General features: G+C 66.9%; 11 protein-coding genes. 8 read left to right on the top strand and 3 right to left on the bottom strand.

The annotated features are described in order from the left end of the window. Positions 1–16: 16 nt before the first annotated feature. On the bottom strand, positions 17–1,507 hold the full coding sequence (locus N7422_RS07370) for an aldehyde dehydrogenase (protein WP_279805907.1): 1,491 nt from the start codon (positions 1,505–1,507) through the stop codon (positions 17–19). A 68-nt stretch (positions 1,508–1,575) separates the two neighbouring features. Then, the gene (locus N7422_RS07365; protein WP_279805906.1) at positions 1,576–2,424 is read right to left on the bottom strand and encodes a helix-turn-helix transcriptional regulator; all 849 of its coding nucleotides are present in this window, start codon (positions 2,422–2,424) and stop codon (positions 1,576–1,578) included. Positions 2,425–2,762: 338 nt separating this feature from the next. Between N7422_RS07365 and N7422_RS07360 the strand changes: the two genes are divergently transcribed. Genes N7422_RS07360 through N7422_RS07345 form a run of 4 tightly spaced genes read left to right on the top strand, consistent with a single transcriptional unit; the run spans position 2,763 to position 8,344 of the window. Then, positions 2,763–4,109: a hypothetical protein gene (locus tag N7422_RS07360; protein ID WP_279805905.1), complete on the top strand. Its 1,347-nt coding sequence runs from the start codon at positions 2,763–2,765 to the stop codon at positions 4,107–4,109. Between the two features lie 32 nt (positions 4,110–4,141). Continuing rightward, the gene (locus tag N7422_RS07355) at positions 4,142–6,382 is read left to right on the top strand and encodes an Ig-like domain-containing protein (protein ID WP_279805904.1); all 2,241 of its coding nucleotides are present in this window, start codon (positions 4,142–4,144) and stop codon (positions 6,380–6,382) included. 15 nt (positions 6,383–6,397) lie between these two features. Further along, positions 6,398–6,868 (top strand): curlin, encoded by a 471-nt coding sequence (locus N7422_RS07350; RefSeq protein WP_279805903.1) that lies wholly within the window; start codon positions 6,398–6,400, stop codon positions 6,866–6,868. A 30-nt stretch (positions 6,869–6,898) separates the two neighbouring features. Further along, positions 6,899–8,344 (top strand): curlin, encoded by a 1,446-nt coding sequence (locus tag N7422_RS07345; RefSeq protein ID WP_279805902.1) that lies wholly within the window; start codon positions 6,899–6,901, stop codon positions 8,342–8,344. 144 nt (positions 8,345–8,488) lie between these two features. Here the strand turns inward: N7422_RS07345 and N7422_RS07340 are convergent, their stop codons facing one another. Beyond that, complete coding sequence (locus tag N7422_RS07340; RefSeq protein WP_279805901.1) at positions 8,489–8,926, bottom strand: PACE efflux transporter; 438 nt, start codon at positions 8,924–8,926, stop codon at positions 8,489–8,491. A gap of 306 nt (positions 8,927–9,232) precedes the next feature. Here N7422_RS07340 and wecB point away from each other — a divergent pair, with 306 nt between their 5' ends. The 4 genes from wecB to N7422_RS07320 are packed head-to-tail and all read left to right on the top strand — an operon-like array spanning position 9,233 to position 16,396. Next, complete coding sequence (gene wecB, locus N7422_RS07335; RefSeq protein ID WP_279805900.1) at positions 9,233–10,387, top strand: UDP-N-acetylglucosamine 2-epimerase (non-hydrolyzing); 1,155 nt, start codon at positions 9,233–9,235, stop codon at positions 10,385–10,387. Further along, positions 10,384–12,558, top strand: coding sequence for a cyclic di-3',5'-guanylate-activated glycosyltransferase NrfB (gene nrfB / locus N7422_RS07330; RefSeq protein ID WP_279805899.1), 2,175 nt, complete (start codon positions 10,384–10,386; stop codon positions 12,556–12,558). Before wecB ends, nrfB begins: the two co-directional genes overlap by 4 nt. Then, the gene (locus N7422_RS07325) at positions 12,555–15,557 is read left to right on the top strand and encodes a phage receptor (protein ID WP_279805898.1); all 3,003 of its coding nucleotides are present in this window, start codon (positions 12,555–12,557) and stop codon (positions 15,555–15,557) included. The genes nrfB and N7422_RS07325 overlap by 4 nt, the downstream gene beginning before the upstream one ends. Continuing rightward, positions 15,557–16,396 carry a DUF4434 family protein gene (locus tag N7422_RS07320; RefSeq protein WP_279805897.1) on the top strand — a complete coding sequence of 280 codons (840 nt, stop codon included), beginning with the start codon at positions 15,557–15,559 and terminating at the stop codon, positions 16,394–16,396. The genes N7422_RS07325 and N7422_RS07320 overlap by 1 nt, the downstream gene beginning before the upstream one ends. Positions 16,397–16,454 lie beyond the last annotated feature (58 nt).

Below are 16,454 nucleotides of genomic sequence, written 5' to 3'. Positions count from 1 at the left end.
TCTCCTCGGGTGAAGGTCAGCGCAGCTGGATCCAGGTGGTCTTGAGCTGGGTGTACTTGTCGAACGAATGCAGCGACAGGTCGCGGCCGAAACCGGACTGGCGACCACCGCCGAAAGGCACGGTCACGTCGAGGGCATCGACGGTGTTGACCGAGACGGTGCCGGCCTTCAGGCGCCGGGCCACACGATGGGCGCGGTTGAGGTCGTCGCTCCACACCGATGCGGCCAGGCCGTAGACGCTGTCATTGGCCAGTGCGATGGCCTGCGCTTCGTCGTCGAAGGCAGTGACCGCCAGCACCGGGCCGAAGATCTCTTCGCGGGACAGGGCCATGTCCGGACGCACTTCGGTGAAGATCGTCGGCGTGATGAAGTTCTGCGAGCCGTTCACGCTCAGGCGCTCGCCGCCGCACAGCAGGCGCGCGCCCTGCGCCCGGCCCTGGGCGATGGCCGCCTCGATGCGCGCGGTCTGGCTCGCGTCGACGATGGCGCCGGCGCGGCTGGCCGGGTCCAGCGGATCGCCCGGCAGCCATTCACGGGCCTTGCCCATCAGGCGCTCGACGAATTCGTCGTGAATCGAGCGCTGCACATACAACCGCGAGTTGGCCGAGCACACCTCGCCCTGGTTGAAGAAGATGCCGAACGCCGCCTTCTCGGCCGCCAGGTCCAGGTCGCGGCAGTCGTCGAACACCAGGTTCGGGCTCTTGCCGCCGCATTCCAGCCACACCTGCTTGAGGTTCGACTGCGCCGAATACTGCATGAAGTACTTGCCCACCTGGGTCGAGCCGGTGAACACCAGGCAGTCCACGTCCGGATGCAGCCCCAGGGCGCGACCGGCGGTTTCGCCCAGGCCGGGCACGACGTTGAGCACACCTTCCGGCAGCCCGGCCTCAAGGGCCAGCTCGGCCAGGCGCAAGGCCGAGAACGGCGACTGCTCGGCGGGCTTGAGCACCACGCTGTTGCCGGCCGCCAGGGCCGGCGCCACTTTCCAGGCGGCCATGTCCAGCGGGAAATTCCATGGCACCACGGCACCGACCACCCCTAGCGCCTCGCGGGTGATCATGGCCACGGTGCTGCCGGCGGTGGGCGCCACCTGGTCGTAGAGCTTGTCCAGCGCCTCGCCGTACCAGGCGAACACCTGCGCCGCGCCGGGCACGTCGATGTTGTAGGCGTCCATCACCGGCTTGCCCATGTTCAGCGAGTCGAGCAAGGCCAGTTCTTCACGGTGGGCCAGCATCAGCTCGGCCAGGCGCAGCAGCACGCGCTTGCGCTCGGTCGGCGCCATCCGCGCCCAGGGACCGTGCTCGAAGGCGCGCCGGGCCGCCCGCACCGCCTGGTCGATCTCGTGGTCGGCGCAGGCGGCCACCTGCGCCAGGCGTTGCCCGGTCGCCGGATTGAGCGCATCGAATGTCGCGCCATCGAAGGCCGCCACCGGGCGTCCGTCGATCAACGCGGTGGTGATGAAGCTTTGCCGTGCAGCGCGCTGCTGCCAATCGCTTTTCGTATGCACGCAGGTCTCCCCGCCGGCCACACGCGGGGCCGGTCATTGTCGTTGTCGGAATGAGGTGAAGCGTTGGCTCAACGCCTTCGCAGGTAGCTTTCCAGCGGGTCCTTGCCCAGGCCTTCCTGGGCCTGGGCCAGGGAGGCGATGAACAGCGAGAACAGTTCGGCCTGGGTGGCGATGTCCAGCTTGGCGTAGAGGTTCTTGCGGTGGGTCTTGACCGTGTCTTCGCTGATCCCCAGGCGTTCGGCCAGCGAGCGCGTGGAGTGGCCGCGCAGCAGGTACTGGGCGACATGACACTCGCGCTCGGTGAGCAGCGAGGCGCCGAAGTTGTTCAATGCCGCGTTGATCTGCCGGCCCAACGCGCTCTCGAAGCGCCCGCCCAGCGCATCCACGCCAAGATGAGCCCAGTGTCGGCGCACCACCGCCACCACCCAGGCGGCGATGCACTTGAGCTCGGCCACCTGGCGGCTGCCCAGGCGCCGGGTGCTGCCCAGGGCCACGGCGATGGCCACCTGGTCGTCCAGCGGCACCAGGTAGTTGAGCTCGTCTTCCAGGTGGGCGTGCTGGTAGAACGCGGTGTAGTACTCGCTGCGCTTGAAATGGTCAGGGGCGACGTCGCTCAGCCGGTAGCAGCCGGCGGCCACGCCATCCAGGCAGGCGCGGTAGAACGGGCACAGCAGGTAGTAGCCCTCGAGGTACTTCTGCACATTGCCCTCGGGCAACCAGGGGCCCTCGTCATCCTTGGCGAACAACGCCGATGGCAGACCCTTGCGCGGGTAAAGGAACACGCTGATCGCCTGGCACGGTGCCAGGGTGTTGAGCGCGGCGAACAGCAGATCGACGAAGCCGGGCGTGCCGATGGCATCGACCACGCGGGCCATGTGCGCGTACCAGTCGGGTGAGTTCAGTTGGGCTTTGCTCATTGTCGTCGTCCGCGCCAGGGCAAGTACTGGGCGGATTGTTTCATGGGGGGAGTACGCCGGCCATCACCCTTCGGGGTGAGAGCCTTCGTCGGCACCGACCAGTTCCTCGCAGCTGATCTCATGCATCCTGAACCTCTGCAGCTTGCCGACAGACTCACCCCATTCCCCAATGCTGGGGCCACCCGCCCACCCATGACACCCCGCCGAACATTTCCTCGGTTCGCTGAAACCTGCGTCCCAAAGCCCCTGCTCACCTCCCCGACAAACCTGGCACAACAGTTGCCGATCCCTCCCCAGACGCCCCAACCCATGGGCCCGTTTGCAGGAGGAATCGACTCATGCACCGACCGACACCCCACCCGCTGGCCGTGGCCATCTTCGCCGGCCTGCTCCATCTACCCGCCCAGGCCGCGCTGTACGCGGTCGATACCGGCCCCTACACCTTGCCCACCGGCAAGTTCCCGGCCTGGTACCAGGACAGCCATGGCCGGGTCCTTGACCTGTGCCTGTCCAAGGCCGTCAGCTCACGGGTCGCCGGTGCCCCGGGCGCGCCGTCCTACATGTGCACGCTGCTGCCGACGCCGGGGGTGTTCGACGACACCCAGCCGATCGTCTTCCCCAGCAACTTCCCCGATGAGGCGTTCTGGTTCACCGCAGATGCCGCCATCGTCGATGCCGCCCGCGGTATCGACCTGAGCTTCGGCTCGGCCATCGAGGCGGCGTTCAGCGCCGAGGAGCCGATCGACGGCGACCAGGTCAGCTTCGCCCGGGTACGCATTCGCGTCGATGTGCCGACGGCAGGCACCTACGTGATCACCCACCCCTACGGCGTCGAGGTGTTCGACGTGCCTGCCGCCGGCCGTCGGGCGATCAACATGACCCGCGACATCGGCATCGGCGCACCGGGCGACCACAGCGGCGCGCTCAAGGGCGACGTCGGGCCGTTCCTGCGCAGCGTCAACGGCCCGTATACCGAGACCAACCCGGTGTCCGGCGCCAGCGAGCGTTTCGTCGGCGACCCGAACCTGGAAGAGCCGGTCACCGGCAGCCCGTTCAACACCAACTTCGTGCGTATCGAAGGCCCCAACGGCATCGACCTGCGCACCGAGCTGTTCGCCATCTCCGGCAAACTGTCCACGGTCAACCGCCCGACCCCGCTGATCCCGCTGCGCAGCACCTATTCGCGACACAGCGTGAACGGTGACCTGCGCGCCCAGCAGGACGTGTTCGTCATGGCGCCACCGGCGCCGGCCACGGTCACGCTGTCCAGCCAGACACCCACCCTGCCTTTGACTGAAGCCAACGGCACCGGCGCCTGGTATGCCCAGTCGGCGCTCAATCCCACCTTGCCGCTGACCCTGCAGGTGACCGCCGACAACAGCCTGGCCATCGCCACCAGCACGCCGACCAGCGCACCGCTGCCCCTGGTCGATCTGGTGACCATCAGCCGCGCCGAATACAGCCTGGCCAGCGGCCAGTTGAGCCTGGTCGCCAGCTCCAGCGACGAGACCAGCCCGCCGGCCCTCACCGCCCACACCGGCAACGGCACGCTGATCGGCGGCCTGAGCGGCAACGGCGCGGTGAAGACCCTCAGCACCGGGCTGTCGCCGATTCCACCGGCGCAGGTGCGCGTCACCAGCGCCAATGGCGGCAGCGACAGCGAAGACGTGGTGCTGGTGCCATGAACAGACAAAGGCTCCGCCTTCAAGGAGGCAGCATGAACACGTGGTCCCGCCGGGCGCTGTGCGCCGCCGGTTTCACCCTCACCGTGACCAGCGCGGCCTGGGCCGCGCTGTCGGAGGTCGACCCTGGCCCCTATACCTTCGCCACCGGGGGCTACCCCATGTGGTACAAGGACGCCAACAACCTCGCCCTGGAGCTGTGCCAGTCACGCGCCACCAGCAGCCGCGCCCCGGGCGCGCCGGGGGCGCCGGCCTACCTGTGCACCCTGCTGCCCGAACCCGGGGTCTACGACGACGCCCTGCCCCTGGTGTTCCCGGACAACTGGCCGCCGGAGATGTTCTGGTTCCTCGCCGAGACCGCGATCCCCGAGACCGGCAACAGTGGCTACGAACTGGAAGTCTACGTGGCCGCGCTGGAAGCGGCCTTCGCCGCCGAGAACCCAGTCGACGGCGACCAGCAGGCCTTCGCCCGTATCCGCATCCGTGCCTCGGTGCCACGTGCCGGTACCTACACCGTCACTCACCCCTACGGCGTGGAAACGGTCACCGTGGCGGCCAACCAGGTCGGTCGGCGCGCCATCAACATCACCCGTGACATCGGCATCGGCGCCCCCGGCAACTTCAGCGGCGCGCTGACCGGTGACCTCGGCCCGTTCCTGCGCGGTGTCGGCGCCCCATACACCGCGGTCAACCCGGACACCGGCGCCACCGAGACCTTCATCGGCGACCCGAACATCACCGAGGCGGTGACCGGCAGCCCGAACAACACCAACTTCGTACGCATCCAGGGCCCGGCGGGCACTATCCAGACCAACGCATTCACCGTGTCCGGCAAGCTGCTCGATCAGCGCCAGCAGACCTCGGTGACCCTCGAACGCGCCACTTACCAGCGCAATGCCGCCGGCACCCGCGTCGAGGTCTTCGCCAAGGCGCCGAACAGCGCCAGCCTGTGCCTGCGCAACGGCCTGGCGCTGGTCGGCACGCCGCCGTCGCCCTGCCAGTTCAGCATGCTCGCCGACAACAACGGGTTGTTCTTCAGCCAGCAGCTGAGCCAGGCAGTGCCACCGGCGGTGGTGGTGGTCACGGCCAGCAGCCCCACCGGTACCACCCGGCCGACCGCGCTGTCGAGCAAGCTCAGCGATGTGGTGAAGGTCAGTACGGCACGTTACGACTGGGCCGCGAAGCGGCTGGTGATCGAGGCCCGCTCCAGCGACGAAGTGCTGGTGCCCGATCTGCTGGTGCAAGGTTTCGGTCGCATGTCCAAGGCCGGCGTGCTGCAAAGCCTGACGGTCAACGACCTGACTCAGCCACCGGCCACCATCACCGTCAAGTCCGCCCACGGCGGCAGCGACGAAGAGCCGGTGGTGGTGCTCGGCAGCGCGCCGGTGCAAGCCGACAACCAGCCACCGCTGGCCCAGGCCGACACCGGCAGCACCAGTGTCGGCGTGCCCGTGACCCTCAACCTGCTGGCCAACGACAGCGACCCCGACGGCCACGTGCCATTGGCGATAACCGACCTCACCCAGCCCGGCACCGGCCTGGGCGGTGTGGTCCTCAACGGCACCACGGCGGTGACCTACACCCCGCCGGCCGGCGCCACCTCGCCGCTGGCGGCCACGTTCAGCTACCGCGCGCAGGACGCCAAGGGTCTGAAGTCGGCGATTGCCACGGTGACCGTCAACGTCGCGCCCAACCAGCCGCCGACCGCCGTGGCCGACAGTGTCGCCACCCTCGGCGTGCCGGTGACCATCAGCGCCCTGGCCAACGACACCGATCCGGAAGGCAACCTGCCGCTGACCATCGCCAGCGTCACCCAGCCGACCCCGGCCGGGCGTGGCACGGTCAGCACCGACGGCAACCTGATCACCTACACGCCACCGGCCACGGTCAGCTCGGCATTCAGCACCAGCTTCACCTATATCGCTCGTGATTCGGTCGGCGGATTGTCGACGCCAGGCACGGTCACCGTGCAGGTGTCGCCACGGCCGGCCCAGGAGACTTTCGCCATCACCGCGGCGACGGTCACCGCCCGCTCGAACAACCGGTACAACTGGGACATCAGTGGCACGTCCTCGGTGACCACCGGCAACACCATCACCGTGCGGGTCACCACCACCAGCGGCGTGCAGACCCTGGGCACCACCACCGTGCCGGTGACCGGACGCTGGCGCCTGGCGGTGAGCAACAGCACCACGGCGATCCCGACCGCCAGCCCGACGGTGACCGTGACCAGCAGCCGAGGTACCACTCGCACCAGCAACGTGGCCGTGCAATAGCCCTGGGAGGACGCCATGAAACGCCTGTATCCGCTGCTGCTGTGCCTGGCCCTCGTCGGTCGGGCCAGCGCCGACGACCTGATGGACAACGCCGACCTCGCCGCCGGCAGCGACCTGGGTGATCCCCTGGTGCTGCGCCTGCTCCCGGCGGGCAATGGCCAGGTGGCGGTGATCGAGCAGCAAGGCACGGGCAACCGCGCCGCCCTCGACCAGAACGGCCAGGCCCTGCTGGGCCGGATCGTCCAGGCCGGGGGCGCGCAGGAGGCGTACATCCTGCAGGAAGGCAGCGACCTGATGGCCGCGATCAGCCAGCAGGGCCATGGCAACAACGCGACGATCCGCCAGGCCGGCAGCGGCAACAGCGCCACCATCGAGCAGATCGGCAACTACAACAACGCCACCATCGACCAGCGCGGCACGGGGCTCAACAGCGCCGTGACCCAAGCCGGCAATGGCCAGCAAGTCCATATCACCCAGTACCGCTAGACCCGTACCGACAAACCTGGAGGCACCACCATGCACAAGCTCGCCCCCCTGAGCGCCGCCATTGTCCTGGCCCTTGCCGGTCAGGCCATGGCCGACGACAGCACCTCGACCCAGACCCAGCAGGGCGCCCAGAACATCGCCGAGGTCAAGCAGACCCTGGCGCCGTTCGCCTCGGCCACGCAGAACCAGGCCGGCCATGACCACAACCACATGGCCGTGCAGGACAGCAGCACCAGCCACATCCAGCAAAGCGCCACCGGCTCGTTCAACGCCGGCTACGCCGAGCAACTGTACGAGAACGGCAGCCAGATCACCCAGCACGCCGGTGGCGAGCTCAACGACGCGTTCGCCAGCCAGTCGGTGGGCGAAAACAACGAGGCCCTGCAGACCCAGGCCGGCGCCGGCAACCGCTCGATCATCTGGCAGGACACCCAGACCGGCAGCAAGGCCACCACGCTGCAGTCGGGCTTCGGCAACAGCGCCACCGTCGAGCAACTGTTCGGCGGCAGCAACAACAAGAGCGTGATCATGCAGCTGGGCACCGACAACCAGGCCGCCGCCGAGCACATGACCCACCGTGACGGCCACATCGCCATCTACCAGGAGGGCAAGCAGAACTGGGCCTATGGCGACCAGCGCGACGGCCTGGGCGGCACCATCGGCATCAACCAGTACGGCACCGGCCATTCGGTGGAGGTCTGGCAGGACAACCAGACCGCCAGCCAGGCCAGCGTCCAGCAGAATGGTCAGCTCAACGAAGGTTATATCGACCAGAGCTTCGGCCAGAACAACAGCGCCAGCCTGAACCAGAGAGGGAATGGCAACGCCAGTTGGTCGGACCAGTTCGAGAGCAACCAGTCGGTGACCAGCATCTCGCAGGACGGCAACAAGAACCTGCACTTCACCTACCAGACCGGTGACAACCATAGCCTGAGCATCAGCACGGTGGGCAATGCCAACAAGATCATGGCGAGCAACTGGAAAGGCGAGAAATCCGGTGGGCAGTTCGGAGCCAACCAGCGCGCCGAGATCAACCAGAACGGCCACGGCAACAGCGTCAACATCACCCAGGAAGGCAACAGCCAGATTGCCCGGCTGAACCAGAAAGGCATCTTCAACAAGATGGAGACTCGTCAGGTAGACAGCAACAACGAGCTGTATTTCGAACAGAACGGCAACGACAACCTGCTCATCGCCGATCAGCGCGGGACTGCCAACTACGCCGAAGGCCTGGCCGCTGGCAGTGGCGGCAGCATCACCCTCGAGCAGTCCGGCAGTGGCAACCAGAGTTACACCTACCAGCTGCATGGCTACGGCAACGAAGCCACCATCAAGCAGGCCGACGGGGTCAACCTCGCCTACGTGACACAGGCCGGGAATGCCAACAAGGCGTTTGTCGACCAGAGCGGAGCTAGCCAGACGGCCACCATCACCCAGTACGGCAATGCCAACATGGCGACCGTTACCCAGCAGTGAGGTTTCTCTCCCCCCTTGGACCGCGGTGTTGGTTCTCCCTGGCGCTGCGGTTCTTTTTTTCGGCTTCAAGAGTGTTGGTATCAATGAATGCACACACAACCATCAACACCACCACCGATCAGAAACCCGGCAGACAATCCACCACTAACACCCCTTGGGTACTTCCTGCGCAGAAACCGGCACATCGAACACCTTGTCGAACCCCCACTGAAACACAAACGCATAAACGAAGAAAAACACGAACAACGCCAGGTTGGTCACCAGCGCCGCCCATAAACCGATATCCAACCAGTAAGCCACCAACGGCAAGAGAATCAGCACCAGCCCCCCTTCGAACCCCAGCGCATGCAACAGCCGCCGCAGGAACGTACGGTTGCGTTTGTGCTGCCGCGCCTCCCACCGCTCGAACGCCCAGTTGTAGGCCATGTTCCAGCTCATGGCGATGCCTGACATGAGCATCGACAACACCGCTGACTCCGCCATGCCCGCGCCAAACGCGAACTCCAGCGCCGGCGCCACGCAGGCCACCGCGATGGCTTCGTAGAGGATGGCCTGAACGACCTTGCGCGCCTTGCCTTGCATGGGCAAGCTCCCTGAAAAAAAGACCTACAAAACTACAAGAAGAAGACAGCGAGAAAAAGTCAGAAATACTTTATTTACTGACCGTTCAATCAAGAAAAGCTAGCATAAACGTTTCAGCATCAGCCCACCCCTGGCGTTCGGCACCGCCCCCGCCGACACGACCCTGCCTTCGAGCCACTGCCACCAAGCGCTGCGCAGGGCCGACCGCGCATTGGACAACCCCGCATTCCGCTGCTTGTATCTATCACTTGCAAACGGCGACAAGTCGTACAACTTCGTCCAGGGAATCGAACGAGGAAATACACGATGGCCTACACCGTGATGATGGTTTTCGGTACCCGCCCAGAAGCAATCAAGATGGCCCCGCTGGCCCGCGTCCTGCGCGAATGGCCCGAGGTCGACCTGCACATCTGCTCCACCGGCCAGCACCGCGAAATGCTCGAGCAGGTCCTCACCGCCTTCGGCCTGAAGGTCGATCAGGACCTGCAGGTGATGACCCAGAACCAGACGCTCAACGGCCTGTCCCGCGACCTGCTGGACAAGCTCGACCAGGCCTATGAACAGGTCAAGCCGGACATCGTCCTGGTCCACGGCGACACCACCACCAGCTTCATCGCCTCGCTGGCCGCCTTCCACCGGCACATCCCCATCGGCCACGTCGAGGCCGGCCTGCGCACCGGCAACCTGCAACAGCCCTGGCCGGAAGAAGCCAACCGACGCTTGACCGGCGTGCTCGCCGACCTGCACTTCACTCCCACCCGCGACTCCGACGCCAACCTGATCCGCGAAGGCGTGCCGCCCGAGCACATCGAAGTCACCGGCAACACCGTGATCGACGCCCTGCTGTGGATGCGCGACAAACTCAAGCACGACAACTGGCGCCCGGCCGCCGACTCGCCGCTCAACGTGCTGCGTGACGACCAGCGCATGGTGCTGATCACCGGCCACCGCCGAGAGAATTTCGGCAGCGGTTTCGAGCGCATCTGCCTGGCCCTGGCCGAACTCGCCCTGCGCTACCCGGACGTCCAGTTCCTCTACCCCGTGCATCTCAACCCGCAGGTCCAGCATGCGGTGTACAGCGTGCTTTCCGGCCGCGACAACATCCACCTCGTCGCGCCCCAGGACTACCCGCACTTCGTCTGGCTGATGAACCGCGCCCACATCATCCTCACCGACTCCGGCGGCGTGCAGGAAGAGGCGCCCGCGCTGGGCAAGCCAGTGCTGGTACTGCGCAAGGTCACCGAACGGCCAGCGGTGCTCAAGGGTGGCACGGTCAAGCTGGTCGGCACCCTCACCGAGCGCATCGTCCACGAAACCAGCCAACTGCTCGACGACCCGCTCGCCTATGAGCGCATGGCGCGGGTCTACACACCCTTCGGCGACGGCCACGCCAGTGAGCGTATCGCCGAGCGCCTGACCCGCTGGTTCGCCGAGCAATCCGCCGCACGAGACAACGCATGAGCCTGGTTTTCATCGACTTCCTGACCTATGTGCTGTTTGGCCTGAAGATCCTGGCCATCGTCCTGGCAACATTGATGTTCGTGCTCGGCCTGGATGACCTGTTCATCGACCTGTGCTATTGGGGCCGCAAGCTGATCCGCCGCTTCCGCATCTACGACAGGTTCGAGAAGGCCGACGAGAAGCGCCTGTTCGAAGTACCGGAAAAACCCCTGGCGATCATGGTTCCGGCCTGGAACGAAGTCGGCGTGGTCGGCGAGATGGCGCGCCTAGCCGCCTCGACCATCGACTACGAGAACTACCAGATCTTCGTCGGCACCTACCCCAACGATCCCCAGACCCAGGCCGACGTGGACGCGGTGTGCCTGCACTATCCCAACGTGCACAAGGTGGTCTGCGCCCGCCCGGGACCGACCAGCAAGGCCGACTGCCTGAACAACATCATCGACGCCATCCTGCGCTTCCAACAGGACGCGCGCATCGAGTTCGCCGGCTTCATCCTGCATGACGCCGAGGACGTCATCTCGCCCATGGAACTGCGCCTGTTCAACTACCTGCTGCCGAACAAGGACATGATCCAGATCCCGGTGTACCCCTACGCGCCGGAGTGGAAAGGCTTCACCGCCGGCCACTATGTCGACGAGTTCGCCGAGAACCACGGCAAGGACGTCATCGTCCGCGAGGCGCTCACCGGCCAGGTGCCCAGCGCCGGGGTCGGCACCTGCTTCAGCCGCCGGGCGATCAGCGCGCTGCTGGAGGACGGCGACGGCATCGCCTTCGACGTGCAGAGTCTCACCGAAGACTACGACATCGGCTTCCGCCTCAAGCAGAAGGGCATGAAGTGCATCTTCGCCCGCTACTCCATCACCGACCCGGCCCTGGCCCTCAAGCAGGACTGGCGCCCCGGCATGAGCCGCGAGTTCGCTCAGGTGATCTGCGTGCGCGAGCACTTCCCCCGCGACTGGCAGCACGCCATCCGCCAGAAGTCGCGGTGGATCGTCGGCATCGTGTTCCAGGGCACCAGCAACCTCGGCTGGAGCCGCAAGGGCGCGCTCAACTATTTCCTCTGGCGCGACCGTCGCGGATTGTTCGCCTACCTGCTGAGTTTCCTGGTCAACCTGTTGCTGCTGGTGCTGCTGGCGATGTGGTTGGTCACGGTGATCGCGCCGGACTCCTGGCGCTTCATGTCCATCCTCAGCGACAGCAAGCTGCTTACCGTGCTGCTCTGGCTCAACGGCCTGCTGCTGTTCAACCGGTTGTTCCAGCGTTTCTGGTTCGTCACCCGCTACTACGGCATCTTCGAGGGGCTGTTGTCGGCGCCGCGGATGATGTGGAGCAACTTCGTCAACTTCTTCGCCAACCTGCGCGCGCTGCGCCAGGTCATGGAAATGGGCGACTCGCGCCGCGTAGCCTGGGACAAGACCACCCACGAATTTCCCGCCATCGCCTCGCCCGCCCGCACGCCCCTGGGCCAGCGCCTGGTGGACAAAGGCCTGATCAACGCCGAGCAACTGCAACAGGCCATCACCAACCCGGTTCGCCGCCGCCTGGGCCGCGAGCTGCTGCTGCGCGGCTGGCTGACCAGCGAGCAGCTGGTCGAGGCGCTGGCCGAACAGCTGGACCTGCCCTGGGCACCGCTCAACCCATTCAAGATTGCGCCCGAACTGATCGCCAGGCTGCCCCGTAAACTCGCCACCCACTACGGCGTGCTGCCCGTGGGCGAAGACGGCGAAACCCTGGTGCTGGCCAGCGAAAGCCCGGTCAGCCAGGTGTCGCTGGGGGTGATCAGCCGCCAGCTCAAGCGTCCGGTGCGGGCGCAACTGGCACCACAGGGGCGGGTCACCCTCGGCCTGCGCTACCACTACCCAAGCCCTTGGCAGAAGCCTGAGACGCGCGAAATGCTCAAGGTCCTGGAACGCCATCAGGACGACGCCGGCCTGCTGGAAAAGGTCAGCACCCACCAGGTGATGCTGGGCGCCCTGCTCCAGGTGCGCGGCATGGTGCCGGTGACCCTGTTCAACCAGGCGCTGATCGACTTCGACCCCGAGCACCAGAGCCTGGGCGAGCACCTGATCGCCCGCGGCATCATCACGCAAGCTGTGCTGCAGCAAGCCCTCGCCGAGCAGGCCAGCGAACAGCAGGCCGCCTATGACCTGACCCGGGAGGTGGCATGACGCCCCGTCTTTCCCTGGCCTTCGCCAGCCTGTTGCTGTGTTCGTCGACCCTGGCCGCGCCCAGCGCGCCGATGACCGACTTCCAGCGTTTCACCAGCTATCCGTTCATGGAACGGGGCTATCGCGAGGCGCAGAAGGACAACTGGCCCGAGGTCGAACGCCTGACCCGACACGTGCTCAAGCGCGTGCCCAACAACAACGAGGCCCGTGCGTTGCTGGCCGAGTCCCTGGCCCACCAGCGCCGCTACAAGGAGGCCGAGGCGATCGCCGAGGACCTCGACGACAACCCCGAGCACGCCGACGCCCTGCTCGAACTGCGCCTGACCTGGATCGAGCAGGATCCGCCGCCGGCCAACCAGGTGGAAGCCTGGCTGGCCGGCAGCCAGGGCCAGCAGCGGGTGCGCCTGTGGCAGGCGTACAGCGTCAGCCTGGCCAAGTTCGGCGGTGCCGCCAAGGCCCTGGAATGGCTCAACCAACTGCCCGTGCGGGACGATGGCATGGTCCTGCGCATGACCCGGGCCAACTTCGCCGAACAGCTGCGCAACTGGGGTGAAACCATCGACCAGCTGCAGCCGTTGGCCGACAAGGGCCAGCTGCCCCCGCAAGACTGGCAGCGCCTGGCCAACGCCTATGTGCAACAAGTCGACGAAAAGGGCCTGGACAAGCTGCTGGCCAGCGCGCCTTCGCCCGAAGCGGCGACCCGCACCCGCCTGGCCATGGCCAACCGCGCCATCGCCATGGGCCACAACCAGCAGGCCGAGCGCTGGCTGCAGAGCGTGCCGCAGGACCAGCTGCAGCAGCCAGAACAGCGTCAGCAGCTGTGGGAACTGGCCCGCGAAGGTGATGACGCGCCCCTGGTGCGACGCTTGAGCAATGAACTGCAGCGCCCCTGCCTGGAAACCGTCGACTGGCTTTCACGCAAGGACCTGCAACTGGCGCGCGAACAACTCAAGCAGTGCCAGGCGAGCGACAACCAGCGCTCATACGCGATTCTCGAGCAGCGGCTGTATGGCGATCCACCCCAGCCGCCGCAACCGCGCACAGCGGCGCAGTGGGAACAGCGCTATCGGCAGACGGGCGATCTCGCGGCGTTGGAACAAGCCTCCTTCATGCTGCTCGAACGCGGGCAGTCCGCGCACGCGCGGCAACTGCTGGAACAAGCCTACGATCGCCGTCAGGGTCGCCTGACGCCTTCGTTGCTGCAGCGCCTGGGCACTATCTACGCACGCAATGACGGTCCGTTGAACAGCTCGCGCATGCTGGCCCTGATACCACGGGTCGACCCCGCGACCCGCGGCCAGTTGCTCGGCCGCCTGGCCGAGGCCGGCCAGTGCGACGCCGTGCGCCAGGCGATCCCGGCCAAACCCAGCGAAGCCGGCCAGTTCCGCGCCCTGGGCCGCTGCGCCATGCCTGACCAGCCCGGCGAGGCGGTGGTCTACTACCAGGCCGCCGAGCGCCTCGGCGATAGCGCCAGCCGCCTGCCGCTGGCCTACGCCCTGGAGGCCTCCGGTGACTCCGAGGCCGCCCTGCCGATCTGGAACAGCCTGCCGGCCAGCGCCTGGTCCGACAATGCCCGCCTGACCGCCGCCCGCGGCGCCCTCGACGCGGGCGATGCCGATGCCGCCCGCCGCCACTGGGACGCCGCCGCCCACGGCAGTGCCGACGACTGGGCCCTGGGGGCCGCCATCGCCCAGCGCCAGGGCGATGCCCGCCAGGCATTGGAACTGCAGCGCGAGGCATTGCGCCACAACCCCCGTGCCGATCACTACTACGCCGCCGCCGGCACCGCCCAGCAGGCCGGTGACAGCGCCCAGAGCACGGCCTGGCTGGCCGAGGCCGTGCGCCTGTCGCCGGAGCAGCCGCGCTACCGCGCCGACTATGGCATGCGCCTGGCCGGCTCCGACGACCAGCAACAGCGCCGCGCCGCCATCCCTTACCTGGAGCGTGCCACCCGCGACTTCCCCGAGGACTACCGCCTGGGCGAGACCCTGGCGTTGCGCTACGACGAAGTCGAGGACAGCGCGTCGGCCCGCCGCGAGCTGCGCCGGGTGCTGGACGTGGAGCAGAACCTGGTGGACGGCGATGACGAGTACGGCAGCCTCGAGGCGCGCAAGTACCGCCAGCGCCGCGCCCACGAAACCCTGTCGCGTCGCGACACCATCACCCTGGCCAGCACCTGGTCGCCCGCAGGCACCTCGACCAACGACAAGTTCCTCGACACCGGAGAGCGCGAAGGCACCTCGCGCCGGGCACGCTCGCAGAACGTCCAGCTGGCGATGTGGGACCACGCGCTGGGCGAGGAACCCAGCCGCAACGGCAGCACCCTGTCGGTGTATGGCCGCGTGCTGTTCGGCGGCCAGAGCCGCACCGACTACGCCCAGAGCATGGGCACCGGCGTGGGCCTGCGCTACAAGCCGTTCGGCCAGGCCAACCTCAACCTGTACGCCGAGCTCTACCACCAGCGCCAGATCGACAGCGACCACTACAGCGGCCTGAGCCTGGGCGAACTGCTGAGCCCGGCCAAGGTCGGTGGCAACTGGGGCGATCTGCGCCACCATGCCGAGTCGAGCAACGACCTGCTGCTGCGCGCCACCGCGTCATTCCTCGACCAGGGCCGATACCGCAACGACTGGCGTGTCGACGAGGACGACTGGGGCGAGCGTTTTCTCTACCTCGACGCCGCCTGGTGGACCCGCGCCGGCGACCACGCCTGGCTGTCGCGCTTCCAGCAAGGGCATGCCTGGAAACTGCCCGGCAACTCGCCGCAGACCCTCATGCCCTACGGTTTTCTCGAGTTCGCCAGCCAGGACCCGAGCAACGACTGGCGCCAGGATGCCCGCGCCGGGGTCGGCGTGCGCTGGCAGTGGTGGTTCGACGACGACCGTTACAACGCCTATCGCGGCTCGCTGAAAGTGCGCGCCGAATACCAGCAATCGCTGGGCGGCAACCTTTACGAGCGCGCCAACGGCGTACTGCTGGGCGTGGAGATGAGTTTCTGATGCGTACGTTACTGGCAATCTGCCTGCTCGCCCTGTGCCTGCCCGCACAGGCCGACCAGCGCCTGTTCTACCAACCGCTCAACCGCGACGCCAGCGTGACCCCGGCCCAGTGGCAGCAACTGTGGCGCGCCACCGTGGCCCAGGGTGGCAAGACGCTGATCGTGCAATGGAGCGCCTATGGCGACAGCGACTTCGGCGGCGCCCACGGCTGGCTCGCGAACAGCTTGCGCGAAGCGCGGGCGCAGGGCCTGGAGCTGGTGCTGGGCCTGTACATGGACCCGGCCTACTACCAGCGCCTGGAACAGCTGGACGGCGAAGGGCTGAACAACTACTTCAAGGCCCAGCTGGGGCGCTCGCTCAGCCAGTACCAGCAACTGCGCGCCGGCTGGGAACTGCCGGTGGCCGGCTGGTACCTGCCCATGGAACTGGACGACCTGCACTTTCGCGACGCTGCCCGACGCGATGCGCTGTACAGCCAGTTGCAGGCGTTCAACCGCCAGCTGGACAAGCCGTTGCATATCAGCGCCTTCAGCGCCGGCCAATTGTCGCCACGAGTCAATGGCGCCTGGCTGGATGGCCTGGCGGGGCTTGGCCTGAGCGTCTGGTGGCAGGATGGCGCGGGAACCGGGCGCCTGGCGCCAGTGGTGCGCGCGGGCTATGAGCAGGCGCTGCCGTGCCGGGTGGGCGTCGTGCGCGAGGCGTTTCGCCAGGTCAGCCCGGCCGGGCAACCTTTCCGTGCCGAACCGGCGCAGCCGGCGTTGACTGGCGGTTGCCACGCCGAAGCGGTGTTCGCCCTGCGCTACCGGCCCTGGGCCAAGGGGATTCTCTCCAAGGAGTGAGCCACTGCGTCCGCGATGAGACCGGCAAGCACAACATAACCGCCGCAGGCATCCCCAG

It is taken from the genome of Pseudomonas sp. GD04091 (assembly GCF_029836165.1).
Classification (GTDB): domain Bacteria; phylum Pseudomonadota; class Gammaproteobacteria; order Pseudomonadales; family Pseudomonadaceae; genus Aquipseudomonas.
The sequence above is the reverse complement of the archived record's forward strand: the minus strand, read 5'-3'. Positions and strand labels throughout refer to the sequence as shown.

Bases quoted from the DNA above. Each gene is read 5' to 3' on its own strand.
- N7422_RS07365 (WP_279805906.1), bottom strand. From the start codon at position 2,424: ATGAGCAAAGCCCAACTGAACTCACCCGACTGGTACGCGCACATGGCC.
- N7422_RS07360 (WP_279805905.1), top strand. From the start codon at position 2,763: ATGCACCGACCGACACCCCACCCGCTGGCCGTGGCCATCTTCGCCGGC.
- N7422_RS07355 (WP_279805904.1), top strand. From the start codon at position 4,142: ATGAACACGTGGTCCCGCCGGGCGCTGTGCGCCGCCGGTTTCACCCTC.
- N7422_RS07350 (WP_279805903.1), top strand. From the start codon at position 6,398: ATGAAACGCCTGTATCCGCTGCTGCTGTGCCTGGCCCTCGTCGGTCGG.
- N7422_RS07345 (WP_279805902.1), top strand. From the start codon at position 6,899: ATGCACAAGCTCGCCCCCCTGAGCGCCGCCATTGTCCTGGCCCTTGCC.
- N7422_RS07340 (WP_279805901.1), bottom strand. From the start codon at position 8,926: ATGCAAGGCAAGGCGCGCAAGGTCGTTCAGGCCATCCTCTACGAAGCC.
- wecB (WP_279805900.1), top strand. From the start codon at position 9,233: ATGGCCTACACCGTGATGATGGTTTTCGGTACCCGCCCAGAAGCAATC.
- nrfB (WP_279805899.1), top strand. From the start codon at position 10,384: ATGAGCCTGGTTTTCATCGACTTCCTGACCTATGTGCTGTTTGGCCTG.
- N7422_RS07325 (WP_279805898.1), top strand. From the start codon at position 12,555: ATGACGCCCCGTCTTTCCCTGGCCTTCGCCAGCCTGTTGCTGTGTTCG.
- N7422_RS07320 (WP_279805897.1), top strand. From the start codon at position 15,557: ATGCGTACGTTACTGGCAATCTGCCTGCTCGCCCTGTGCCTGCCCGCA.